The sequence below is a fragment of the Pseudomonas sp. P4_C1 genome, from assembly GCF_056402155.1.
The window spans coordinates 1-22,476 of sequence record NZ_JBFUHY010000078.1; the positions used below are offsets into that span (position 1 = coordinate 1).

The window sequence follows — 22,476 nt, forward strand, 5'->3', positions numbered from 1 at the left end:
TGGCGTCCCCTAGGGGACTCGAACCCCTGTTACCGCCGTGAAAGGGCGGTGTCCTAGGCCACTAGACGAAGGGGACACGCTACCCGGAACACATGGTGTGTGTTTCGGTGTCCAGAGCCGCATCCGAAGACTTGGTTCTGGTTTCACTCAGCCCTGCCCGAAAGCAACGCTGTTTAAAATTGGAGCGGGAAACGAGACTCGAACTCGCGACCCCGACCTTGGCAAGGTCGTGCTCTACCAACTGAGCTATTCCCGCATTGGCGTCCCCTAGGGGACTCGAACCCCTGTTACCGCCGTGAAAGGGCGGTGTCCTAGGCCACTAGACGAAGGGGACACACGTACAACATTCACTCCCTGCTTCGTTTCGCTGTGTGCTTTACGCTGCAAGTGGCGCGCATTCTATGGATGGATTGAGAGGTCGTCAACCCCCTGATATAAATTTATTTAAATCAATGACTTCGCCCTGCTTTTGGGAGCCATTGCGGTTTTTCCGCTGCCCGGGGTTTGACGCCTATATTCTGGCACCCGCCAAGACGTTATAGTTCACCCAATGATGGCACTTTGTATATCTGGTGCCATCATTTATAGAAACGGGGCTGCGGCCGATATAAGCACAAGCATGTCCGATCCAACCCGTCGTGCGGGCCTGGGCGCTCAAATGCCAAGCCACCCGACTCGCATGCGTAACCTATAAAGAGGTCTTACCGGTGACGCCACTCATGATCACCCTGCTCGTCGTAGCCGGGATCGCCCTGTTGATCGCCATTGGTTACATGAACCATGTGCTGGAAAACAACAAGCTGGAAAAGGCCCGTACCAAGATTGAACTCAATGATCGTCTGCGTCGCTGCGGCGAAATCACCGAGACGTTCCCCGGCCAGTTGATGACCCCGGCACTCAAGCTGTTGTTGGCCCGCCTGGAACTGAACGTCTGCCAGCGCTTGCTCAACCTGGAAAAATCCAGCGCCAACCTCAAGGCACGGATCGCCGAACTGGAGGCCCTTGTCGGCCAGGGTGAATCCATCCCGGTCAACAATCCGCCGGCACCGATCCAGACCGAAGCCAAGGCCAAGGATGTACGCTTCCTGCTCGAAGCCCTGCACGGCCAGATCACCCGCGCGGCACAGGACGGCTTCCTGGCCCCCAACGAGGCCAAACGCTGGATCCGTGAAGTGCGCCACATCCTCGTGCTGCTGCACATCGAGTTCTTCAACAACCTCGGCCAGCACTCCCTGCAACAGAACCAGCCCGGACAGGCTCGCCTGGCGTTCGAACGCGGCGTGCAATACCTGCGCAAACAACAGGAGCCACAGGTCTACGCCGAGCAACTGGAATACCTGGAAAAGCTTCTGGCCCGCGCCAATGATCAGGTCATGGATCGCATTGCGCCAGTCGAAGGCGAAGTCAACCAGTTGACCGAAGGCTTAAAAGACGTCGAGGCCGACGCGGACTGGAAAAAGAAAGCGATCTACGACTGATCAGCGAAAACACAAAAGCCACCGAGAGGTTTATGCCGATCAGTTAAGGGTTTGAACACTGCAATCCTTGTGGGAGCGAGCTTGCTCGCGATAGCGACGGGTCAGTCAACATTGATGTTGAACATTAGGCCCCCATCGCGAGCAAGCTCGCTCCCACAGGTTTCGTGTGTTAACTGATCAGTATTAACCGAGAGGTGGCTTTTTTGGTTTGTACCGAAGATCATTTCAAAGCCTGAAATGCCCCACCATCCCCTTCAGCTCAACCCCCAGTTGCGCCAACTCAATACTGGACGCCGCATTGCCCTGCATCGCCAGCGATGACTGGTCGGCACTGGCGCGAATGCTGGTGACACTGCGGTTGATCTCTTCGGCCACCGAGCTCTGTTCCTCGGCCGCCGCGGCGATCTGCTGGTTCATCTGCTGGATCAAGGATACCGCCGCCGCAATGCTTCCCAGCGCACTCTCGGTCTGCAATGCGTCGCTGACCGCCAGCTTCACCAACTCGCCACTGCTCTGGATCTGCTGCACCGACGACTGCGCCGCCGAGCGCAAGGCGCTGACCAGGCGTTCGATTTCCTCGGTCGATTGCTGGGTTCGCTTGGCCAATGCGCGCACTTCATCGGCCACCACCGCAAAGCCCCTGCCCTGCTCGCCGGCCCGGGCAGCCTCGATCGCCGCGTTCAATGCCAGCAGGTTGGTCTGCTCCGCCACGCTCTTGATCACACTCAACACCGTGYCGATATTTTGGATTTCCGCACTCAGGCTTTCGATGCTCGAACTGGCGGAAGTCGCCGAATCCGCCAACTGCTCGATCCGTGCCATGCTCTGACGCACCACCAGCTGACCGCTTTCAACCTTGCCGTCAGCCGTTTGCGCAGCCAGGGCCGCTTCCTCTGCATTGCGCGCGACATCATGCACCGTGGCCGTCATCTGATTCATTGCAGTGGCGACCTGTTCGGTTTCCTCCTTCTGCGAACTGACCTCAAGATTGGTCTGTTCCGTCACCGCCGACAGCGACTGGGCGGAAGTCGCCAACTGTTCGATACCCGACTGCAAGCCGCTGACAATATGGCTGAGCCCCGCGCCCATTTGTTGCATTGCCTGCATCAACTGACCGATTTCGTCGCGGCGGGTCACGTCAATGGTCGCACTCAAATCCCCCGAGGCAATCTGCTGCGCCACCTGAATCACACTGCGCAGCGGTGCCACGATCAACCGGGTAATGAACCACGCGGCAACCAGCCCGACCAGCAAGGCCAGGGCGGAAGAGCCAATGATCAGCAGCGAGTTCTTTTTCAGTTCAGCCTGCATCGCCTGGTCTTGCGCGACATAAGCCTGATCCACCCGCTCGACCACCTGGGCTGCGCGTTGGTGCAATTGCTGATAGACGGTTTTTTCCTGTTCCAGCAGGCCGGTGTACTCAGCGAGCTTGTCACTGAAACTGGCGATATGACCCATCACCTCATTGAGGACGGTCTGGTAACCCTCATCCTTGACCGTGGTCTTGAGCTGCTCGGCCTGGGTCAATGCCTGGCTGGCCTGTTCGATCTTGCCCTGCCCGGCGCTGTCGTCGCCTTTGCGGCTTTGATCCAGGCGCACGCGAGCTTCATTCATGGCTTGCAACATCAAGCGTGAAACCTGGCTGACCTGGCTGGCCTGCTCGAGGAATTGCGCACCGTCCTTACCTTCGGAATCTTTCAGGGTATAGGCGCCGTCATCGGCGAGCCCAGACTGCAATACATCAAGATTATTGGCCACGCTGGACACCGACCAACTGGCCATTTCCAGCGCCAGGTCCTTGGCCTGGGTGAGCGAGACAAACTCGTCGAAGGCCTTGCGATAGGCACCCAGGGACTGCTCGACATCGTTCATCACCGGCACGTTGGCCGCAGACRCGGCCTTGAGCTGGCCGGCCAGGGCGATCAGGCCATCGACGCCCTCGTGCAGGGCATCGACGGTTTTCGGATTGCCGTGCAAGGCGTACTCCTGCTCCAGCAGCCGCACCTTGAGCAAACCGCTGTTGAGCGATGACATTTGCTTGAGCCCGTCGAAGCGCTGGCTGATGGTTTGCAGGGACCACACGCCAATGCCCGCTACCAGCGCAGTCAACAACAGCACCAGGACAAACCCGATACCCAGTTTTTTCGCCATACCGAGGTTGGCAAAACGTCCTTGCACGGCCGAATTCATTGCTCTTAGTCCCCTGCCAAAGTCTGTAGACGCAGATTCGCAACGGGCCAGTAGCAACACAAGGCTCTGGCGCCGGAATAATGGCAAAAAGCTACATCAACGTCGTTTTCAGAACGCTTGAGGTCGATCCCGGGCAGTGGCCTGAAAGAGCGCACGGGCACGCGGGTCGCAGGCATAGGCCACGTTGATACGCTGCCAGTCACTGGCCTCACCCGAAGGGGTGAAGGCGGTCTTCGATGACAGCAGTACACCCAGGCGCCGTGCCTGGGTTCGCACCTGATCGTAGTCGGACATCCGTGATCGAGCCCAGATGAACAGGCCTCCCGCCGGCTTGCCGAAAACTTCCCATTCGGCATCTTCGAGCAATTGCAACACCGCCAGCCGGTCGCTGTTCAAGCGTTGGCGCTGACGCTGCACCAGTTTGCCGTAGGCACCGTTAGCCAACAGGCACGCCAGCACCGACTCGCAAAATCGTGAGGCGCCCATGCCACTGATCATCTTGACTTCGGCCAGACGCGTAATGACTTCAGAGCCGGCCACCACGAAACCGACCCGCAAGGAACTGCTGAGGGTCTTGGAATAGCTGCCCACGTAGATCACGTTGTCGTCCAGCGCAGCCAGTCGCGTAGCGCAACCGCTGCGCAAATCCGCATAAACGTCGTCTTCGATCACCTGCACGCCAAAGGTCCTGGCCAGCTGCAGCGCGCGGCGCGCTACCGCCGGTGCAAGGCTGCTGCCGGTCGGGTTGTGATAGAAGCTATTGATGACCAGCCCCTGAGGCCGGTGTTTGACCAGCACCGATTCGAGCACGTCCACGTCCGGCCCCCGCGGTGTTCGCGGCACCTCGACCATGTGGACGCCGTGCAGCCTGAGCAGATCGAACAGCACCGGATAACCGGGACTCTCCACGACCACACAGTCACCGGCCTTGAACAGTGTCCGCACAATCAGGTCGAGCCCCTGACTGGCCCCCGCCGTGGTCATGATCCGGTTGTCCTGCACCGGGATATACAGCTGCCTGAGGCGCTTGAGTATCTGTTGTCGCAAGGCTGGCAAACCCAGCGGCGTGCTGTAGTTGAACAGGCTGGCCGTATCGGTACGACTGACTTGCCGAATCGCATAAATCAGATCGTCGGTCTCGCGCCAGCTTTCAGGCAGCCCGCCACAGCCGAGCCTCAACTCACTCGAACAGGGCCCGTACTCAGGCTCAGCCCCCTCGAGCCACGCAGGCTCGTACTTCGCAACCGTGGCCAATGCCGGGTCGGCAACCCTATAGCCAGCCCCATGACCTGACACCAGCATCCCCTGCGTCACCAGGCGTTCGCAGGCCTGCGTGACGCTTGACTGACTGAGCAAATTGATCCACGCAATCTGTCGCACCGAAGGCAGGCGCGTACCGGGCGATACCCCACTGGAACGAAGCCAGCAGGTCAGCGCGTCAACAATTTGCTGTACGACGGGCACCAGCGCCTGTCGGTCGATTCTCAATTCCATGAGCAAGCAAACTCCTGTTGATTTTGCGAGCAGCAGTTAATCACAGGAGTGTTCGAATACATGTGCGACAACGCCGCCAAAACCCATTGCTCTAATCATTTGAAACACATTGCATGATCCCGTTGCGTCCCCCCATAAAACCAGCCATCTCAGCGACGAAAAAAGCTGTGGGAGCGCTGCTCGCGAAAGCGGTGTGTCAGCCAACGTTAATGTCGACTGATACGCCCTCATCGCGAGCAGGCTCGCTCCCACAGATTGCAACTTTTCCTTAGCGATGCATTGCTTCAGAACGCTGTTACGCCACCGTCCACGGCCAATGAGTGCCCCGTGGTGAACGCCGCGCCATCGCTGCACAGGTACAGCACCGCGCTGGCGATCTCTTCGACTTTGCCGATGCGACCGACCGGATGCATGGCGTTGGCGAACTCGCCTTTTTTCGGGTCGGCTTCATAAGCGCGACGGAACATGTCCGTGTCGATCACCGCCGGGCACACCGCATTGACCCGGATCTTTTTCTTGGCGTACTCGATGGCCGCCGACTTGGTCAGGCCGATCACCGCATGCTTGGAGGCGGCGTAGATGCTCATTTTCGGCGCGGCCCCGAGGCCGGCCACCGATGCCGTATTGACGATCGCGCCGCCCCCTTGCGCCAGCAGCAGCGGCAATTGGTATTTCATGCACAACCAGACGCCTTTGACGTTGACGCCCATGATCGCGTCGAACTCGTCGAGCGTACCTTCGGCCAGCTTGCCTTTCTCGATTTCGATGCCGGCATTGTTGAAGGCATAGTCGAGGCGACCGTAAGTATTGATCACCTCCTCCATCAGATTTTTTACATCGCTTTCCAGGGTAACGTTGCAGCGCACGAAGGTCGCTTCGCCACCGGCTGTACGAATCAGCGCCACCGTGCCCTCGCCGCCCGCCACGTCCATATCGGCCACCACGACCTTCAGGCCCTCGGCGGCAAATGCCTGGGCGGTCGCGCGGCCGATACCGGCCGCCCCGCCAGTTACCACAACCACCTGGCCGGAAAACGTCATGCTCATTGTTATGTCCTCGAAGAGAAGAAAGCGGGGAATCGCGCAGGACCAATCTAGCCATGGAGAACTTGAACACGGCAGCACTATCAAGGCTCCGGTTGGGCGCCCATGAGTTGCAGTGATGGAACGGTCGTACCAACTATCACTGCACTGGATCAACGTGCATTCGCCACATCAGCCGAACTTGCGGCATCGTCGCTGACCGGCTATCAACAAAGCTTCATTCATCTTGAGCGCCTGCCATGACCTCCCAGACCAATCGCCAATTCCTGCTCGCCAAACGTCCGGTTGGCGCGGCGACCCGCGAGACATTCACTTATCAGCAAATTCCGGTCGGCGAGCCGGCGGCGGGCCAGATCCTGGTCGAAAACCAATACCTGTCACTGGACCCGGCCATGCGTGGCTGGATGAACGAGGGTAAGTCCTACATCCCGCCAGTCGGGCTCGGCGAAGTCATGCGCGCCCTGGGTGTGGGCAAAGTCATTGCCTCGAACAACCCGGGGTTCGCGGTCGGGGATTACGTCAACGGCGCCCTGGGCGTGCAGGATTTCTTCCTCGGCGAGCCGCGAGGCTTCTACAAGGTCGATCCAAAACTGGCACCTCTGCCACGTTACTTGTCGGCACTGGGCATGACCGGGATGACGGCGTACTTCGCCCTGCTCGACGTCGGCGCTCCGAAGGCCGGTGACACCGTGGTGCTGTCGGGTGCGGCCGGCGCCGTGGGCAGCATTGCCGGGCAGATCGCCAAGATCAAAGGCTGCCGGGTGGTGGGCATCGCCGGCGGCGCGGACAAGTGCAAGTTCCTGATCGATGAACTGGGTTTCGATGGTGCTATCGACTACAAGAGCGAAGACGTCCTCGCCGGCCTCAAGCGCGAGTGCCCGAAAGGTGTCGACGTATATTTCGATAACGTCGGTGGCGACATTCTCGACGCGGTGTTGAGCCGCCTGAACATGAAGGCGCGGGTGGTGATTTGCGGTGCCATCAGCCAGTACAACAACAAGGAGGCGGTCAAGGGCCCGGCTAATTACCTGTCGCTACTGGTCAACCGCGCGCGCATGGAAGGTTTCGTAGTGATGGACTACGCCGCCCAATACGCCAGCGCTGCACAGGAAATGGCCGGCTGGATGGCCAAGGGGCAGCTCAAGAGCAAGGAAGACATCGTCGAAGGACTGGAGACCTTCCCGGAGACGCTGATGAAATTGTTCAACGGCGAGAATTTCGGGAAGTTGGTGTTGAAGGTTTGACACCAAACCAATGTAGGAGCGAGCCTGCTCGCGATGGCGGTGTATCAGCCAGCATAAAGGGACTGATACGCCCTCATCGCGAGCAATCGAGCGTCGACCGGCTGCTCCCACAGGTTTAGCGGTGTTTAAGCGAGTTCGGCCACGACCGAAGCCAGCGCCTTGGCCGGATCCGCCGCCTGGCTGATCGGACGACCGATCACCAGATAGTCGGAACCGGCATCCAGCGCCTGACGTGGCGTCAGGATGCGGCGCTGATCGTCCTGGGCGCTGCCCGCCGGGCGAATCCCCGGGGTCACCAGTTGCAGCGACGGATGCGCCGTTTTCAGGGCATGGGCTTCCAGGGCCGAGCACACCAGGCCGTCCATCCCGGCTTTTTCCGCCAAAGCGGCCAGGCGCAGTACCTGCTCCTGGGGCTCGATGTCCAGACCGATGCCCGCCAGGTCTTCACGCTCCATGCTGGTCAACACGGTCACGCCGATCAGCAACGGTTTCGGACCGCTGCGCTGATCCAGCACTTCACGGCACGCAGCCATCATGCGCAGACCGCCGGAGCAATGCACGTTGACCATCCACACGCCCATTTCCGCAGCCGCCTTGACGGCCATCGCGGTGGTGTTCGGGATGTCGTGGAACTTGAGGTCCAGGAACACTTCGAAACCCTTGTCGCGCAGGGTGCCGACGATTTCCGAGGCGCAGCTGGTGAACAGTTCCTTACCGACTTTGACCCGGCACAGCTTCGGGTCCAACTGATCGGCCAGCTTCAGTGCGGCGTCACGGGTAGGGAAATCCAGGGCGACGATGATAGGAGTCTGGCAGGCGGACATGAGTGGGCTCTCAGGCAAGTCGAAATCGGCGCGCATTGTAGCGGAACCAGCGCCGCTGCGGGACCCGATGATCGGTAAATCGTCGAGACGGTTCCGGCAAGACTAGCCCTCGAGGCGAATGTGTCGAGCTCGATACAGACACGACACGCCCGCAACACCTGGGCCCGCTACCCTCGGCAACCGCAACATGCACCTGATACCGCAACAGAACCTGTGTGGAGCGGGCTTGCTCCGGGCAGCGTTCCGACCAAGAGGCCCCAAGCAGAATACAAATTTCAGGGCCGGCGATCTTCAACCCGTGCCTGAGTCTTGCTCCAGTCGATCAACAGGCTGTAGGCCACCGCCAGCAACGTCGGGCCAATGAACAGGCCGATAAAGCCAAAGGCAATCAACCCGCCAAACACCCCAAGCAACACAATGACCAGCGGCAGGTTACCGCCACGGCTGATCAGGTACGGTTTGAGCACGTTGTCGACACCGCTAATGACGAATGTGCCCCAGATCCCGAGGAATATGGCCATCCCGTACTCGCCTTTCCAGGCCAGCCACGCGGTCGCCGGAATCCATACCAGCGGCGGGCCCATCGGGATCAGGCTGAGCATGAACGTCACAATGCCGAGCACCAACGCACCCGGTACGCCTGCAATCAGGAACCCGATCAGCGCCAGGATCGCCTGGGCCGCCGCGGTGCCGATCACACCGTTCACCACCCGCTGTACCGTGCCCGCCACCAGTTCAATGTAGTAGCCGGCCCGTTGACCGATCAGCCGCTCCAGCAACGTGTGGACAAACGCCGCCAGGCGCGGCCCGTCGCGATAGAAAAAGAATACGAAGACGATGCTCAGGGTCAATTCGAGAATACCGCCGCCGATCTGTGCGCTGCGCGCCAGCAACCAGTTACCCACCTGCCCCAGATAAGGCTTGAGCGACATCATCATCGCCGCGCCCTGCTCATCGATGCTGTTCCAGATCCCGACCAGCCGCTCGCCCACCAGGGGAATCGAACCCAGCCACACCGGTGCTTCGGGTAGCCCCTCGACCTGCGCATCCTTGATGAATGCCGTGGCATCGCGCACATGATCGGCAAGGTTGAAACCCAGCCACACCAGCGGTGCCGCTACCAGCACCATCCAGCCCAGCGTCAGCAATGCCGCCGCCAGAGACTCGCGGCCATTGAGCCAACGGGTCAACAAGCGCATCAGCGGCCAACTGGCAAATGCCAGGACCGCGCCCCAGAACATCGCCGACCAGAACGGCGCCATCACCCAGAAACTCGCGCCGAACAGCACCACGAGCAGGATCTGCACCAACAGGCGATCGTTATTGATCATCAAAAGTCTCGAAAAAGTCAGTCAGCAAAAGAGTAGGCGAACGCAGCGTGCACGCTCGCCCGGTACAGCCTAGCGCAATAGCTCGATGTGCAGGCCAGAGCCTTCGGCACTGCCGGTTTCCAGCCGCGCGGCACGCACGCCCTGGCCAATCAGGGCCTGACGCCAGGCTTCGGCGTTCGCTCCGGAAATACTGACCCGCAAAGTGGTGTCCAGATTCAGTCCGCGAGAAATCAGGCGTAGCCAGGTCTCGTCAGGTACGCTGTTCAACGTGGAAAAATCGAGCTCACCGGTGCTCCTGAGTTCACGCAGCAAGGTCGCGGAGCTCGGCAATAACTCACCCAGCGGTGCCGAAGCGTCGAACTGCTCGACATGCAGGTAGGCTTTGCGATTACCGCGGGTGATGCTGTACAGCGCGACGAGCGTGTTGTCCCGTGGAGCGGCAAGTCGCAGCAGCAAATAGGCTTGTTGATCGTCGGCGCCGTACAGCTTGGCGTTGCCGAAGACTTGATTGGCCCAGAGGCTGCTTTCGCCGCAATCGCGCGCCTGGCACCAAAAAAGCAACCCGGCGCCCTGTTGTTGCAAGGCCTCGCGGGCAGCGGTGAATGCCTCGATGGATGAATGTTCAGGTGGCAACTCGTAGGTCACCGAAGTGACGTTGCCGCGGGCACTGACCTGACTGTCGAAACGTAACTGGCCACTGATTTTACGAATCGAACCCAACGGGTAGATCCGCTCCAGTTCGGCGGCGGGACGATAATCGACAATCCGGGCGTCGACCATGCGCGGTACTATCGGCAGGTCCTGACTGCCCGGAACATCGGCGGCGAACAACATGGGACTGAAACTGCACAGCACCAGCAAACTGAATGAACGCATGGATAGACTCATCGGATCAGCATGGCCTGGGCACCCTTGATGACACTGGCTTCATCGGCGCGTTGCGGTACCTGCAGACCACGCTGCACCGCCGGCCGAGCCTCCAGGGTCGCCATCCAGCGCTGCAACGCCGTCAAGCCCTCCACCGAGACGCCCGACCACTCGTAGCCGCGCACCCAGGGAAAGGTGGCGATGTCGGCAATGCTGTACTGATCGGCGAGGAACTCCACGCTTTGCAAACGCGTGTCGAGCACTTCGTAGAGGCGGCGGGTTTCATGCTGATAGCGGTCGATGGCGCCCTGGAGTTTTTCCGGAAAGTAGCGGAAGAACACGTTGGCCTGACCCTGCATCGGGCCGATGCCCCCCATCTGGAACATCAGCCACTGCAATACCAGCGAACGTCCCTTCGGGTCGCTCGGCATCAGTTTGCCGGTCTGTTCAGCGAGGTAAATCAGGATGGCGCCGGATTCGAACACGGCGAAATCGCCGTTGGCGCGGTCGACAATTGCCGGAATCCGGCCATTGGGGTTGATCTTGAGGAAGTCCGCGGACTTCTGCTCCTTTTTGTCGAAACTCAGGGCATGCACCGTGTAGGGCAGGCCGAGTTCCTCGAGCACGATAGAGACCTTGTGGCCATTCGGGGTCGCAGCGGTGTAGAGATCTATCATGGTTGTCTCCCATTTCAACCCGCCCAGCCTCGACAGTTGCCCGACGCAAGTCAAGGAATGGCGAAGAACCGATTGAAACAGTCTGCGACAAGATCGGCACCGGACTCGTCATTCAGGTGCAAATGGTGGCCGCCTGGCAGCTGTTCCCGGCTAAAGGGTAGACGCTCCAGCAATTCCGGGTGTTTGGCGAGCATGCCGTCGGCGGCAACCACCAGTGTTGCAGGACACTTGACCCGCTGGACGAAGGCCATGGCCTGTTCGGTGGTAAGACGCAGCGGCGATGGCAACGTGAGGCGATTGTCGGTGCGCCAGGTGTAACCGCCCGGCACCGGCATCAAGCCCCGCTGGGCCAGCAACTCGGCGGCTTCGCGGCTGACCGCGACTAAACCTTTCATGCGCGCTTCGATGGCTCGGTCGAGGGTGTCGTAGACCGGTTTGCGCTTTTCCCGCAGATCCAGTTGCGCTTGCAGGGCCATGCCCATTCGCTCGGCAGCGTTTTCACCTTTGTCTGTAGGAGGAATGATGCCGTCGATCAACGCCAGGTGGGTGACCCGCTCGGGCATCGCCCCGGCGATGATCAGCGAAGCGATGGCACCCATCGAATGCCCCATCAGCGCAAATTTGCGCAGTCCAAGCTGTTCGGCGACCTGCAGCACATCGTGGGCGTAGTCCCACATGGCGTAACCGGCTCCCGGCGGGCGATGCCCGGAATGACCATGACCGGCCATGTCCAGGGCGATGATGCGCAGGCCTTTGAGCTTCGGCGCCAGACGGGCAAAGCTGTTGGCGTTGTCCAGCCAGCCATGCAGGGCAATGACCGGCAAACCGTCTTCGGGACCAAACAGGTGCGCCGCCAGTTCGATGTGCGGCAGGCTCAGGCGGACCTCTTCGACGACGTGGCTCATGCGCATTCCTGTTGTCGACGGCCGTCCCAGCGGTAGAACAGGCCTTTGAGCATTTCAGCGGTATCAAGGGGACGTTCGAGCGGAAACATGTGGCCGCCGGGCATGGTCAACGACTCGCCCAACGGCAGGCGGTCGACTGAACTTGCGTGATGGCGCATCACCACGCGGCTGTTGTGCCCGCGAACCACCGCCAGCGGCACTTGCAACTGCCGGGTGCTGCCCGGGCTGGTATGCGGCACGCCGCGATAGATGCTGATTTCCGTGGCCGGGTCGAACCGCAAGCGCAGCTTGTCATCGACCTGGTGCAAGCCATGTTGCAGGTAGGCATCGAAGCATTCCGGGTCGAAGCCGCGAAACAGGGTTTTACCGGCGAAGTACTTGCGCGCGCTTTCCAGGTCGGCGAATTCCTCACGACGACCGAGGGTCCGCCCGGCCGGCGTCAAGCGGTCGATGAAACCGAAGCGTTTGGCCGCCCGGATGACCCATCGATCGGTTCGGGTCAGCACTGGCGAGTCGAGCATCACCACCCCGCGATACAACTCGGGGCAGCGCAAGGCCGCATGCAGGTGCAATACGCCACCGAAGGAGTGACCAACGCCCCACACGGGCTCGGCCTGTTGTTGCAGGTGATGGATCAGCTCATCCACCAGGTTGTACCAGTTGTCGTCCGCCGGGAAACGCGGGTCGTGGGCGTGCTGCTCCAGATGCGTCACCTGAAACTCGGGTGCCAGCGCCGCAAACAACTTGCCGTAGGTCCCCGAAGGAAAACCATTGGCGTGGGCGAAAAAGATCTGTTGCGACATACCTGCAAATCCATGAGCGAGAACAGGCATTGATTGTCCGCAAGACCGCGTCCTGCAGCAATGACCGTAACTGCCAGGAATGATGACAGTCCGGTCAAAGCCATGGCTTGAGTTCAACGTGTCGGCGGATTCTCACCCAACGGCACCACCGCCATGGTCAGCCGCGACACGCAACTGGCCTTGCCCTCATCGCTGGTCAACCGAATGTCCCAGACATGGGTCGTGCGGCCGATGTGGATCGGCCTGGCCACCGCCGTCACCCGCCCGCTGCGCAGGCCGCGCAAATGGTTGGCGTTGATTTCCAGGCCCACGCAATAGAACTTGCTGGCATCGATGCACAGGTAACTGGCCATCGAGCCGACCGACTCGGCCAACACCACCGAGGCACCGCCGTGCAGCAAGCCGTAAGGCTGGTGAGTGCGATGGTCAATGACCATGCTGGCCGTCAGGGACTCATCGTCAAAGGCCTCGAAACGGATGTCCAGCACTTCACCGATGGTGTTTTTCTGGATAGCGTTCAACTGTTCGATGTTGGGAACGGTGCGCCACAGGCTCATCGCAGAGTTTCCTTGTTGGTTTTGTTGGTGGATCAATCCTGCCACAGCACCGCTTCGCTGCGTTCGCTCCATTCTTCAAAGCGCTCACCGTAAGCCGCTTCGATCACATTGCGCTTGATCTTCAGGGTCGGGGTGAGAAAACCGTTTTCCACGGCCCAACTGTCCTTGACTACCACCAGGCGCCGCAGCCGTTCATGTTTGTCGAGGGCAGCATTGACCTCTTCCAGCAGTTTTTCCAGGCTCGAATGCAAGCCGGCGCGCGCGGCGCCGCCGGCATCCTGCTGGCCGACCGCCGACAATACGCACAAGCCCAACGGTGCACCCAAGCCATCGCCCACTACACAGACCTGTTCGATGCGCGAGTGCACGGCCAGGCGATTTTCAATTGGTGCCGGGGCCACGTACTTGCCTTTGCTGGTCTTGAAGATTTCCTTCAGGCGCCCGGTCAGGCGCAGATTGCCTTCGGCGTCCTCCTCGCCCTTGTCGCCGGTACGCAGGAAGCCATCCTCGGTAATGGTGTCGGCGGTTTTTTCCGGTTCCTTGTAATACCCGAGCATGGTCGCACCACTGCGCACCAAGACCTCCCCTGTCTCGGCGATCCGCACTTCGACTTCCGGGCACGGTTTGCCGATCCAGCCCGGTTTGTTCTGGCCCGGTATGCCGATGTGCGAATAGCCGCAGCTCTCGGTCATGCCGTAAACCTCCAGCACGTCCAAGCCCAGTTTGCGATACCACTGCAACAAGGTCTGCGGCACCGGTGCAGCACCGGAAAGCGCAATGCGCAACGCATCCAGCCCCAACCTGGCGAGGACTTTATGCCCGACCCGTTTGCCGATGATCGGCAGGCCGAGCAGGAAGTCGAGACGTTTTGCCGGAATCTTGCTGTACACGCCCATCTGGAATTTGGTCCAGATGCGCGGCACGCCAAACAGCGCGGTCGGGCGCGCACGCTGCAGGTCGGTGAGAAAGGTATCGAGGCTCTCGGCGAAAAACACCGTTTGGCCGGTGTAAATCGATGCCAGTTCGACGAACATCCGCTCGGCAACGTGGCACAGCGGCAAATAGGACAGCAGTCGGTCCGACTCGTTGAGGCCGAACAACGAAGTGCCACGAGTGGTGGCAAACCCCAGGGTGCCAAAACTGTGCATCACGCCTTTGGGCATGCCAGTAGTGCCGGAGGTGTAAATGATGGTCGCCAGTTGATCGGCGGCAGGTTTGGGATCGTCCTGGATCGGCGAGCTGCGTTGCAGGTCGGCCCAACTGAAATCGAACGTACCGGGTGGATGTAGCGGCAGGCTGATGATTGGCAGATCGGGGCTGACGCCACGGGACATGCCTGGCCAGTCGTCGAGCTTGCCGATGAACGCCAGTGCCGCTCCCGAGTGTTCGAGTACCTGGGCAACGGTCTCGGCGGTGAGGTTGGGGTACAACGGCACCGAGACATGCCCGGCCATCCAGATCGCCAGGTCGGCAATGATCCAGTGCGCACAGTTTTTCGAGATCAGGGCGATATGGCTGCCCTGCGGCAGTTCCCGCGCCCGCAACCAATGGGCCGCGCAACGAGCCTGATGAGCGACGTCCGCCCAGGTCAAGGTCTCGACCTGCCCGCCTGCGACAGGCTGGACCAGAAAGCGCTGGCGGGGATGACGGGCCTCACGCTCGTAGAAAACGTCCAGCGGCAAACGAAAAGCAGCAGACATGCGACTCGCTCCTGTGGTTTTGGTCTGGAGCAAGCGTAGTCAACCAAGCAAGTGCTTGGTTGACTATTTTATTCAAAATTTTCTCCATCTGTGGGAGCGAGCTTGCTCCCACAGTTGATGGGTGTCGTATTCGGGTTATGGGTGCTTGATGCTGTCGAGCTTCATCGACCCGATCAGCAGCTCATCACCCTTGAGCTCCGCCAGACCGGCGGTGCTGACTTTTTCCGGTGGATACCCGGCGCCATGTTGCAGGTAACTCAACAAATGCCCCACCAGCGGGTTGTGACTGACCAAAAGGACGTTGCTCACCGACACCAGTTGCTCGGCGACCTTGTCCGGCTCGGTGTCCGGGGTCAGCCATTCGACGGTGCGGATCTCCGGCTCGAACCCCAAAACCTCACGCACCAGATGCGCGGTCTCCTGCGCTCGCAGGTACGGGCTGGCATAGATCGCCGTCAGCGGCTGCCCCATCAACTGCTCAGCGCTGCGCAGCACTTCCTTACGACCGTGCTCCGTCAACTCCCGCTCCGAATCGTGGGGGCGGGCCCCGTGCGGTACAGCTTCACCATGACGCATTACCCAGAGTTTCATAGCTTGGGTTCCTCATCTCGAGCCGAATGCGGTGCCGGTGCCACGACATGCGGCGCTTCACCTTCCGGCGTACGCGGCGTCGGCCAATCGGCGAACGGCCAAGGCTTCTGGTCGCTGTGAAAGCTCCCGAAACGACCGATCTGCGCCAGAAACTGGCTCAGGCTGTCGCCGAAATTCATCAGACTGGCGTTCGGGGCGCCATAGAACAAACGATAGATCAACTGCACCAGCACGACGGCGCCGAGGATGAACTGCGCCACTTGCCACACCAGCACGAAGACCACCATCCACAACACACGCAGCAGGATGGACTCGTATTTGGCTTCTACTTTTGGATCGTTCATGCGCAACTCCCTGCTTTTCTGGCAAGCGTGATCAGTTGAAATCACTGGTGGAAATAAAATCGACGTCGGTTTTCGGCTCTCCACGCATCAGCAGACCGATGACCTGCTCCAGCGTGCGCCCCTCGAACAGGATCGCGTGCAGCCCGGCGACCAGCGGCATGTACACGCCAACCTCCTGGGCCTTGGCCTTGAGCACTTTAAGGGTGTTGACCCCTTCGGCGACTTCGCCCAGGCGCGTGACGGCCTCGTCCAGGCTCAGGCCCTGGCCGAGGGCGAAGCCGACCTGATAGTTGCGGCTCTTGGGCGATGAACAGGTCACGATCAGATCGCCCACGCCCGCAAGCCCCAGGAAGGTCATCGGGTTGGCGCCCTGATTCACCGCAAAGCGAGTCATTTCCGCCAATGCCCGGGTGATCAGCATGCTCTTGGTATTTTCCCCCATGCCCAGCGCCACCGCCATGCCGGCGATGATCGCGTAAACGTTTTTCAACGCCCCGCCCAGCTCCACACCGAAACGGTCGGCGCTGGCGTAAACACGAAAGGTGCGGCCGTGCAGCGCGGCCTGAACCTGCTGGCAGAGTTCTTCGTCTTCACTGGCGACCACCGTGGCGGTCAGTGCATGTTCGGCGATTTCACGGGCCAGGTTGGGTCCGGACAGGACGCCGATGCGGGCCTGCGGGGCGATCTCTTCGAGGATCTCGCTCATCAGTTTGAATGTGTGGGCTTCGATGCCTTTGGTCAGGCTCACCAGTAATTTACCGGTCAACCGTTCGGCGTGCGGCACCAGCACCGAGCGCAGCGCGCTGGAAGGCAATGCGACAAAACACAGGTCACAGGCGTCCAGGGTGGCTTGCAGGTCGGTGACCGGCGTGACGCCGGGCAGAATCTTGATGCCTTTGAGGTAACGCGGGTTTTCGCGATTGACCCGCATGGCCTCGGCCTGTTCGGGGTCACGCATCCACTGAAGGACCTGAAGCCCATTTTCGGCCAGCAGATTAGCCACGGCGGTTCCAAAACTTCCGCCTCCCAGGACCGCAATCGGGCGCTGCTCAGTCATATGCAATCCGTTAATCCATACCAGTGGCGATGTCGGCATTATACGGGGCAGCCCATCGGCGGCCAGCCCCGACGTCAAATACCGGCAGTTGTGGGAAGAAGACCAATAAAACCGAGGAAAATGCGGACATCGTGAATGGAAAAGTCATTCGGCTCGGTTAACATGCGCGCCATCAATCACTGACTGGGATGTGTTGTGTCTCCGGGTGCTCCTTCACCGCATTCGCCCCTGGTACTGGCGCTGATTTTCAGCTCGCCGGGGCTGGCGCTTTAATATGTCGTATTGCCCAGCCTGGAAAACGCCGTCCCTGCGCCGGCTGCTGGCCGTGCTTTGTCTATTGTTCAGCAGCTTGTTCGGTAGCCTGCCGGGTAACGCGGCCGACATTTTGCTCACGGGTGCCGAAGACAGCCCCGATGTGCGGGCGTTCACCCAGGCCCTGAGCGAGTTGCGACCGAACGATAACGTACGCTTCCAGACACTGGCGAGTTTGCCGATTCCTGACAAGCTGCCTGAAAACATCCGCTTGATACTGCTCGACCTGCCGAGCCTCGACTGGCGCCTGCAGGACAGCCGGGGCCCGGCGACACTGGTGTTGCGCATCAGCCGCCTGCAAGCCCGGCAACGCTTGAACAACACGCTGCCTGCACACCTTTCCCTGCTATGGAGCGATCCACCACTGGACCGCCAGTTGCGCTTGGCCCACACCCTGTTGCCCGAAGCCAAACGCATCGGCGTGCTCTACCACAACCACAGTGAATTTCTGTTGAATGAGCTGCGTAATGCCGCCCTCCCCTTGGGTCTGGAGGTGGTCACCCAGCGCTGGGACAACATTCACGACAGTCATCCGTTACAGGCCCTGCTGAATAACAGCGACGTGTTGCTGGGCCTGGACGATGCCGACCTGTACAACCCGCAAACCGCAAAGAACCTGCTGCTGAGCAGCTACTCACGGCAAATGGCGCTGATCGGACCCAACGCAGGTTTCGTCAAGGCCGCAAGCCTGGCCAGCACCTACAGCGATCAGAGCGACTGGCTGGCGATCCTCGACGAGTTGCTCGACCGGCCACCGACCACCTGGCCGCGCACGCACTATCCCCATCGATTCAAGGTCGCGAGCAATCCGCAGGTGGCGCGTTCATTGGGTATCGAACAGATAAACGACGCGTCGGTCGCCACGTTGCTGGCTGAAGGAGAACGCCGCCCATGAACTTGCGCCGTCGCTGGGACATCAGCACCCGCACCCAACTCATCAGCCTCGGCCCTGCACTGCTGCTGACCTTGATGCTGATCAGCTTCTTCACGTTCGTGCGTATCCAGGATCTGCGTCAGGAAMTSACCCACACCGGCCAGTTGATCGCCAATCAACTGGCSCCGGCCACCGAGTACGGAGTGATCTCGGGCAACATCGAAGTGCTCGAAACCTTGCTCAAGGCGACACTGGCCACGCCCAACGTGAGCTTTCTGGAAATCCAGGACAGCGCCAACCGGGTTCTGGTGTACGTCGAACAACCGAGCGAACACCACAATCGCGCGCAACAGCTCGAAGTGTTCCAGGCACCGATACGGCTCCAGCGAATCGCGTTGCACAATGATTTTTTCCAGAGCAGCAAATCCGCCAGCGCGGCCCCCACCGAAGACTATCTCGGCCGGGTGATCGTCGGACTGTCCAACGATGCCTTCAGCCAACGCCAGCAGGAAATCGTGCTCAAGGCCGCCATTCTGGCGCTGTTTGCCCTGCTATTTACCTTCTTCGTGGCCCGGCGTCTGGCGGGCAGCCTGTCGCAACCAATCCGTGATATCGGCAATGCGGTCAAGGCGATCCAGGACGGCGACTACAAAACACCGCTGCCGATTGTCGACGACACCGAGCTGGGGGCGCTGTCGCAACACATCAACAATCTCGCCAGCGGTCTCGAGCAGGCCAGCCGCGAACAGCATCAGGCCATGGCGCAGTTGATCCAGACCCGCGAAGAAGCGGAAAAGGCCAACAACGCCAAATCCGACTTCCTCGCCATGATGAGCCATGAACTGCGCACACCGATGAATGGCGTACTGGGCATGCTGCAGTTACTGGAAACCACCGACATGACCGAGGAGCAGGTGGAATACGCGGCGCTGGCCTCGGAGTCTACCGAGCACTTGCTCAAGGTCATCAACGACATTCTGGATTTCTCGCGGATCGAACGTTCAGAGCTGGAACTGGAGCACATTGCGTTCAATCTCGTCGAACTGATCGGCAGTTGCGCCCAGTCGTTCCAGCACAGCGCCGCGCAACGCGGCCTCGACCTGCAACTGATGGTCCCCGATGACATGCGCGGCTTRCAGGCCAAGGGCGACCCGACGCGTATCCGGCAGATACTGGTCAACCTGATCGGCAATGCGCTGAAGTTCACCGAGCAGGGCCGCATCACCATCGAGGCGCAGTGGCAGTCGCTGGACCACGAGTTGCTGTGGTTCACCTGCACCGTGCGCGACAGCGGCATCGGCATCCCGGCGCAAAGCCTGGAATTGATGTTCAACGCTTTCCAGCAGGCCGACAGCTCCATTTCAAGGCGCTACGGCGGCACCGGGCTGGGCTTGCCGATTGCCCGTACGCTCGCCGAACGCATGGGCGGCACCTTGCGCGCGCAGAGTGAGGAAGGCCGCGGTTCGGTGTTCACCCTGGAAATTCCCCTGGCACTGCACCAGCAGGCGCAGACGCTGTTGCCCACCCGCGCGCAAAACGGCGACAGCGGCGGCGAAGGGCGCAATGTGCTGTTGGTCGAAGACAACCCGGTCAACCAGACAGTCATCGAAGCCATGTTACGCAGCCTGGGCTTCAAGGTCAGTCTCGCGGTCGACGGCGCGCAGGCGGTTCGCAGTGCCGAGAGCCTGATTTTCGAAGCGATCCTGATGGATTGCCGCTTGCCGGTCATCGATGGCTATGAAGCCACCCGACAGATCCGCCAATTACCCGGTTGCACCGACCTGCCGATCATCGCGCTGACTGCCAACGCCCTGCAGGGCGACCGCGAAGCCTGCCTGTCGGCGGGTATGAACGATTACCTGGCCAAGCCGTTCAAACGCACTGATCTGCAGCAAATTCTGCAGCGATGGGTGCAGTAGTACAGGCCTTTCGAGCATCTGCGACTGGCGTGAAAGGCGAAAGTGCGGCAGTCTTAAGCCCCCGAACAGGCCCGAAAAGGGGCTTGAATAATAATTTCAGTGCACAAGTGTACTTTCATGTCCTTGGTGCTGTGACTTTCACCACAACGCAATAGTCTATGAGTAGGCTGCCGGTTCGAGGCATGAACGCTTCGATCGGCCGGGAAGATTTGCCCCACCTGCCGCATGGGACTATTGAGGAGCTCGCATGACCAAACAAAACGCCTTTACCCGGGAAGACCTGCTGCGCTGCAGTCGCGGTGAGCTGTTCGGCCCAGGTAACGCGCAACTGCCCGCCCCGAACATGCTGATGGTTGATCGCATCACCCTGATCAGCGAAGAAGGTGGCAAGTACGGCAAAGGTGAATTGGTCGCCGAGCTGGATATCAATCCGGACCTGTGGTTCTTCGCCTGTCACTTCGAAGGCGATCCGGTGATGCCGGGCTGCCTGGGCCTCGACGCCATGTGGCAACTGGTCGGTTTCTTCCTGGGCTGGCAAGGCTTGCCGGGCCGTGGCCGTGCGCTGGGTTCGGGCGAAGTGAAATTCTTCGGCCAGGTTCTGCCGACCGCCAAAAAAGTCACCTATAACATTCATATCAAGCGCGTCCTCAAGGGTAAACTGAACCTGGCCATCGCCGACGGTTCGGTCACTGTCGACGGTCGCGAAATCTACACCGCCGAAGGCCTCCGGGTCGGCGTGTTCACCTCCACTGACAACTTCTAAGGGTTATTCGCATGCGCCGCGTCGTTATCACTGGTCTGGGCATCGTTTCTTGCCTGGGCAATGACAAAGAGACCGTCTCCGCTAACCTGCGTGCAAGCCGCCCTGGCATCCGGTTCAACCCGGAATATGCCGAAATGGGTCTGCGTAGCCAGGTTTCCGGCTCCATTGACCTCAACCTTGAAGAACTGATCGATCGCAAGATCTATCGCTTCGTCGGCCACGCGGCAGCTTATGCCTACCTGGCCATGAAAGACGCCATCACCGACTCCGGCCTGACCGAAGAGCAGGTTTCCAACGTGCGTACCGGCCTGATCGCCGGCTCCGGTGGCGCGTCGACCCTGAACCAGATGGAAGCACTGGACATCCTGCGCGAGAAAGGCGTCAAGCGCGTCGGCCCGTACCGCGTCACGCGGACCATGGGCAGCACCGTTTCCGCCTGCCTGGCCACGCCGTTCAAGATCAAGGGTGTGAACTACTCGATCTCCTCCGCTTGCGCCACCAGTGCTCACTGCATCGGTAACGCCATGGAACAGATCCAGCTGGGCAAGCAGGACATCGTTTTCGCCGGCGGCGGTGAAGAAGAACACTGGAGCCAATCGTTCCTGTTCGACGCCATGGGCGCCCTGTCCACCCAGTACAACGAAACTCCGGAAAAAGCTTCCCGTGCCTACGACGCCAAGCGTGACGGTTTCGTCATTGCCGGCGGTGGCGGCATGGTCGTGGTTGAAGAGCTGGAACACGCTCTGGCCCGCGGCGCGAAGATCTACGCGGAAATCGTCGGCTACGGCGCGACCTCCGACGGCTACGACATGGTTGCCCCGAGCGGCGAAGGCGCGATCCGCTGCATGCAGCAGGCGCTGTCCACCGTCGATACCCCGATCGACTACCTGAACACCCACGGCACCTCGACCCCGGTCGGCGACGTCGCGGAAATGAAAGGCGTGCGTGAAGTGTTCGGCGACAAGGCTCCGGCCATCAGCTCCACCAAGAGCCTGTCGGGTCACTCCCTGGGCGCCGCCGGCGTTCACGAAGCGATCTACTGCCTGCTGATGATGGAAGGCAACTTCATTGCCGGTTCCGCCAACATCGACGAGCTGGACCCTGAAGTGGCCGACCTGCCGGTGCTGACCAAGACCCGCGAAAACGCCACCATCAACACCGTGATGAGCAACAGCTTCGGTTTCGGTGGCACCAACGCCACCCTGGTACTGAAGCGCTGGGCAGGCAAGTAATTTCCCGCTGCCGAGCCGCACATGAAAACGCCCCGACTGGTTCGGGGCGTTTTTTTGTGCGCCCAGCATGGGCGCAATCTTGCGGGTGAAAGTCCCGTCGTAAGCTGACCACAGCGAACGAAGTGAAGCGCAACTGCATGAGGGCGACCGAGTGTGGGGAGGAAGCGTGAATCGAAACCGCGAGCCGATGGACAAGAACCGGATATAAGGCGAAGCCGATCAGGGCGAGCGAGCAAAAGATCGCGAAGCTCTTGTGGTCAAGGATCAGGCT

General features: G+C 60.4%; 20 protein-coding genes, 3 tRNA genes and 1 pseudogene. 6 read left to right on the forward strand and 18 right to left on the reverse strand.

The annotated features are described in order from the left end of the window. The 3 genes from AC1DU9_RS25330 to AC1DU9_RS25340 all read right to left on the reverse strand — a co-directional run bounded on the left by AC1DU9_RS25330 (position 1) and on the right by AC1DU9_RS25340 (position 334). Positions 1 to 76, reverse strand: a tRNA-Glu gene (locus AC1DU9_RS25330). A gap of 104 nt (positions 77 to 180) precedes the next feature. Beyond that, positions 181 to 256, reverse strand: a tRNA-Gly gene (locus tag AC1DU9_RS25335). A 2-nt stretch (positions 257 to 258) separates the two neighbouring features. Then, positions 259 to 334 (reverse strand) — tRNA-Glu (locus AC1DU9_RS25340). Positions 335 to 719: 385 nt separating this feature from the next. Here AC1DU9_RS25340 and AC1DU9_RS25345 point away from each other — a divergent pair. Further along, positions 720 to 1,478 carry a hypothetical protein gene (locus tag AC1DU9_RS25345; RefSeq protein WP_477810968.1) on the forward strand — a complete coding sequence of 253 codons (759 nt, stop codon included), beginning with the start codon at positions 720 to 722 and terminating at the stop codon, positions 1,476 to 1,478. A gap of 225 nt (positions 1,479 to 1,703) precedes the next feature. Here AC1DU9_RS25345 and AC1DU9_RS25350 read toward each other — a convergent pair whose 3' ends face one another. The 4 genes and pseudogenes from AC1DU9_RS25350 to AC1DU9_RS25365 form a co-directional block, all read right to left on the reverse strand. Further along, positions 1,704 to 2,585 (reverse strand): methyl-accepting chemotaxis protein, encoded by an 882-nt coding sequence (locus AC1DU9_RS25350; RefSeq protein ID WP_477810972.1) that lies wholly within the window; start codon positions 2,583 to 2,585, stop codon positions 1,704 to 1,706. Then, positions 2,565 to 3,668 (reverse strand): annotated as a pseudogene (locus AC1DU9_RS25355) (HAMP domain-containing protein); the annotation flags it as partial. The gene AC1DU9_RS25350 and the pseudogene AC1DU9_RS25355, both read right to left, overlap by 21 nt. Positions 3,669 to 3,776: 108 nt before the next feature. Then, on the reverse strand, positions 3,777 to 5,162 hold the full coding sequence (locus AC1DU9_RS25360) for an aminotransferase-like domain-containing protein (protein WP_223459679.1): 1,386 nt from the start codon (positions 5,160 to 5,162) through the stop codon (positions 3,777 to 3,779). 284 nt (positions 5,163 to 5,446) lie between these two features. Then, positions 5,447 to 6,208, reverse strand: coding sequence for an SDR family oxidoreductase (locus AC1DU9_RS25365; RefSeq protein ID WP_046037522.1), 762 nt, complete (start codon positions 6,206 to 6,208; stop codon positions 5,447 to 5,449). 236 nt (positions 6,209 to 6,444) lie between these two features. On the opposite strand from AC1DU9_RS25365, the gene AC1DU9_RS25370 reads away from it, so the two are divergent. Continuing rightward, the gene (locus AC1DU9_RS25370) at positions 6,445 to 7,449 is read left to right on the forward strand and encodes an NADP-dependent oxidoreductase (RefSeq protein ID WP_223459681.1); all 1,005 of its coding nucleotides are present in this window, start codon (positions 6,445 to 6,447) and stop codon (positions 7,447 to 7,449) included. A 125-nt stretch (positions 7,450 to 7,574) separates the two neighbouring features. On the opposite strand, the gene pyrF is transcribed toward AC1DU9_RS25370, so the two are convergent. From pyrF to AC1DU9_RS25425, 11 genes are all read right to left on the reverse strand, one after another. Beyond that, positions 7,575 to 8,273: an orotidine-5'-phosphate decarboxylase gene (gene pyrF, locus AC1DU9_RS25375; protein WP_177413210.1), complete on the reverse strand. Its 699-nt coding sequence runs from the start codon at positions 8,271 to 8,273 to the stop codon at positions 7,575 to 7,577. A gap of 275 nt (positions 8,274 to 8,548) precedes the next feature. Then, entirely contained in the window at positions 8,549 to 9,604 is a 1,056-nt protein-coding gene (locus tag AC1DU9_RS25380; RefSeq protein WP_477775205.1) for an AI-2E family transporter, read from the reverse strand. Between the two features lie 69 nt (positions 9,605 to 9,673). Next, the gene (locus AC1DU9_RS25385; RefSeq protein ID WP_223459685.1) at positions 9,674 to 10,480 is read right to left on the reverse strand and encodes a DUF4892 domain-containing protein; all 807 of its coding nucleotides are present in this window, start codon (positions 10,478 to 10,480) and stop codon (positions 9,674 to 9,676) included. Positions 10,481 to 10,488: 8 nt separating this feature from the next. Next, on the reverse strand, positions 10,489 to 11,148 hold the full coding sequence (locus tag AC1DU9_RS25390) for a glutathione S-transferase family protein (RefSeq protein ID WP_108215304.1): 660 nt from the start codon (positions 11,146 to 11,148) through the stop codon (positions 10,489 to 10,491). A 50-nt stretch (positions 11,149 to 11,198) separates the two neighbouring features. Beyond that, a complete protein-coding gene (locus AC1DU9_RS25395; protein WP_223459687.1) occupies positions 11,199 to 12,053 on the reverse strand; it encodes an alpha/beta hydrolase in 855 nt (284 codons plus the stop codon). Further along, positions 12,050 to 12,856 carry an alpha/beta fold hydrolase gene (locus tag AC1DU9_RS25400; RefSeq protein WP_223459689.1) on the reverse strand — a complete coding sequence of 269 codons (807 nt, stop codon included), beginning with the start codon at positions 12,854 to 12,856 and terminating at the stop codon, positions 12,050 to 12,052. Before AC1DU9_RS25400 ends, AC1DU9_RS25395 begins: the two co-directional genes overlap by 4 nt. A 113-nt stretch (positions 12,857 to 12,969) precedes the next feature. After that, positions 12,970 to 13,413, reverse strand: coding sequence for a hotdog fold thioesterase (locus AC1DU9_RS25405; protein ID WP_223459691.1), 444 nt, complete (start codon positions 13,411 to 13,413; stop codon positions 12,970 to 12,972). Positions 13,414 to 13,445: 32 nt separating this feature from the next. Next, a complete protein-coding gene (locus tag AC1DU9_RS25410) occupies positions 13,446 to 15,113 on the reverse strand; it encodes an AMP-binding protein (RefSeq protein ID WP_477810969.1) in 1,668 nt (555 codons plus the stop codon). A gap of 135 nt (positions 15,114 to 15,248) precedes the next feature. Further along, positions 15,249 to 15,704: a phosphohistidine phosphatase SixA gene (gene sixA / locus AC1DU9_RS25415; protein WP_223459695.1), complete on the reverse strand. Its 456-nt coding sequence runs from the start codon at positions 15,702 to 15,704 to the stop codon at positions 15,249 to 15,251. Beyond that, positions 15,701 to 16,048 carry a DUF4389 domain-containing protein gene (locus AC1DU9_RS25420; RefSeq protein ID WP_223459697.1) on the reverse strand — a complete coding sequence of 116 codons (348 nt, stop codon included), beginning with the start codon at positions 16,046 to 16,048 and terminating at the stop codon, positions 15,701 to 15,703. Before AC1DU9_RS25420 ends, sixA begins: the two co-directional genes overlap by 4 nt. Positions 16,049 to 16,079: 31 nt before the next feature. Continuing rightward, positions 16,080 to 17,105: an NAD(P)H-dependent glycerol-3-phosphate dehydrogenase gene (locus AC1DU9_RS25425; protein ID WP_218427376.1), complete on the reverse strand. Its 1,026-nt coding sequence runs from the start codon at positions 17,103 to 17,105 to the stop codon at positions 16,080 to 16,082. Positions 17,106 to 17,379: 274 nt separating this feature from the next. Here AC1DU9_RS25425 and AC1DU9_RS25430 point away from each other — a divergent pair, with 274 nt between their 5' ends. The 4 genes from AC1DU9_RS25430 (at position 17,380) to fabB (ending at position 22,205) form a co-directional block, all read left to right on the forward strand. Beyond that, positions 17,380 to 18,312, forward strand: coding sequence for an ABC transporter substrate-binding protein (locus AC1DU9_RS25430; RefSeq protein WP_223459699.1), 933 nt, complete (start codon positions 17,380 to 17,382; stop codon positions 18,310 to 18,312). Further along, the gene (locus tag AC1DU9_RS25435; RefSeq protein WP_477810970.1) at positions 18,309 to 20,210 is read left to right on the forward strand and encodes an ATP-binding protein; all 1,902 of its coding nucleotides are present in this window, start codon (positions 18,309 to 18,311) and stop codon (positions 20,208 to 20,210) included. The genes AC1DU9_RS25430 and AC1DU9_RS25435 overlap by 4 nt, the downstream gene beginning before the upstream one ends. A 247-nt stretch (positions 20,211 to 20,457) precedes the next feature. Then, positions 20,458 to 20,973: a 3-hydroxyacyl-[acyl-carrier-protein] dehydratase FabA gene (gene fabA, locus AC1DU9_RS25440; protein ID WP_003227150.1), complete on the forward strand. Its 516-nt coding sequence runs from the start codon at positions 20,458 to 20,460 to the stop codon at positions 20,971 to 20,973. 11 nt (positions 20,974 to 20,984) lie between these two features. After that, positions 20,985 to 22,205, forward strand: a complete 1,221-nt coding sequence (gene fabB / locus AC1DU9_RS25445; RefSeq protein WP_477810971.1) for a beta-ketoacyl-ACP synthase I — start codon at positions 20,985 to 20,987, stop codon at positions 22,203 to 22,205. Positions 22,206 to 22,476: the final 271 nt, after the last annotated feature.

Coding starts and splice junctions, on each gene's coding strand:
- AC1DU9_RS25345 (WP_477810968.1), top strand. CDS start 720: ATGATCACCCTGCTCGTCGTAGCCGGGATCGCCCTGTTGATCGCCATT.
- AC1DU9_RS25360 (WP_223459679.1), bottom strand. CDS start 5,162: ATGGAATTGAGAATCGACCGACAGGCGCTGGTGCCCGTCGTACAGCAA.
- AC1DU9_RS25365 (WP_046037522.1), bottom strand. CDS start 6,208: ATGAGCATGACGTTTTCCGGCCAGGTGGTTGTGGTAACTGGCGGGGCG.
- AC1DU9_RS25370 (WP_223459681.1), top strand. CDS start 6,445: ATGACCTCCCAGACCAATCGCCAATTCCTGCTCGCCAAACGTCCGGTT.
- pyrF (WP_177413210.1), bottom strand. CDS start 8,273: ATGTCCGCCTGCCAGACTCCTATCATCGTCGCCCTGGATTTCCCTACC.
- AC1DU9_RS25380 (WP_477775205.1), bottom strand. CDS start 9,604: ATGATCAATAACGATCGCCTGTTGGTGCAGATCCTGCTCGTGGTGCTG.
- AC1DU9_RS25385 (WP_223459685.1), bottom strand. CDS start 10,480: ATGCGTTCATTCAGTTTGCTGGTGCTGTGCAGTTTCAGTCCCATGTTG.
- AC1DU9_RS25390 (WP_108215304.1), bottom strand. CDS start 11,148: ATGATAGATCTCTACACCGCTGCGACCCCGAATGGCCACAAGGTCTCT.
- AC1DU9_RS25395 (WP_223459687.1), bottom strand. CDS start 12,053: ATGAGCCACGTCGTCGAAGAGGTCCGCCTGAGCCTGCCGCACATCGAA.
- AC1DU9_RS25400 (WP_223459689.1), bottom strand. CDS start 12,856: ATGTCGCAACAGATCTTTTTCGCCCACGCCAATGGTTTTCCTTCGGGG.
- AC1DU9_RS25405 (WP_223459691.1), bottom strand. CDS start 13,413: ATGAGCCTGTGGCGCACCGTTCCCAACATCGAACAGTTGAACGCTATC.
- AC1DU9_RS25410 (WP_477810969.1), bottom strand. CDS start 15,113: ATGTCTGCTGCTTTTCGTTTGCCGCTGGACGTTTTCTACGAGCGTGAG.
- sixA (WP_223459695.1), bottom strand. CDS start 15,704: ATGAAACTCTGGGTAATGCGTCATGGTGAAGCTGTACCGCACGGGGCC.
- AC1DU9_RS25420 (WP_223459697.1), bottom strand. CDS start 16,048: ATGAACGATCCAAAAGTAGAAGCCAAATACGAGTCCATCCTGCTGCGT.
- AC1DU9_RS25425 (WP_218427376.1), bottom strand. CDS start 17,105: ATGACTGAGCAGCGCCCGATTGCGGTCCTGGGAGGCGGAAGTTTTGGA.
- AC1DU9_RS25430 (WP_223459699.1), top strand. CDS start 17,380: ATGTCGTATTGCCCAGCCTGGAAAACGCCGTCCCTGCGCCGGCTGCTG.
- fabA (WP_003227150.1), top strand. CDS start 20,458: ATGACCAAACAAAACGCCTTTACCCGGGAAGACCTGCTGCGCTGCAGT.
- fabB (WP_477810971.1), top strand. CDS start 20,985: ATGCGCCGCGTCGTTATCACTGGTCTGGGCATCGTTTCTTGCCTGGGC.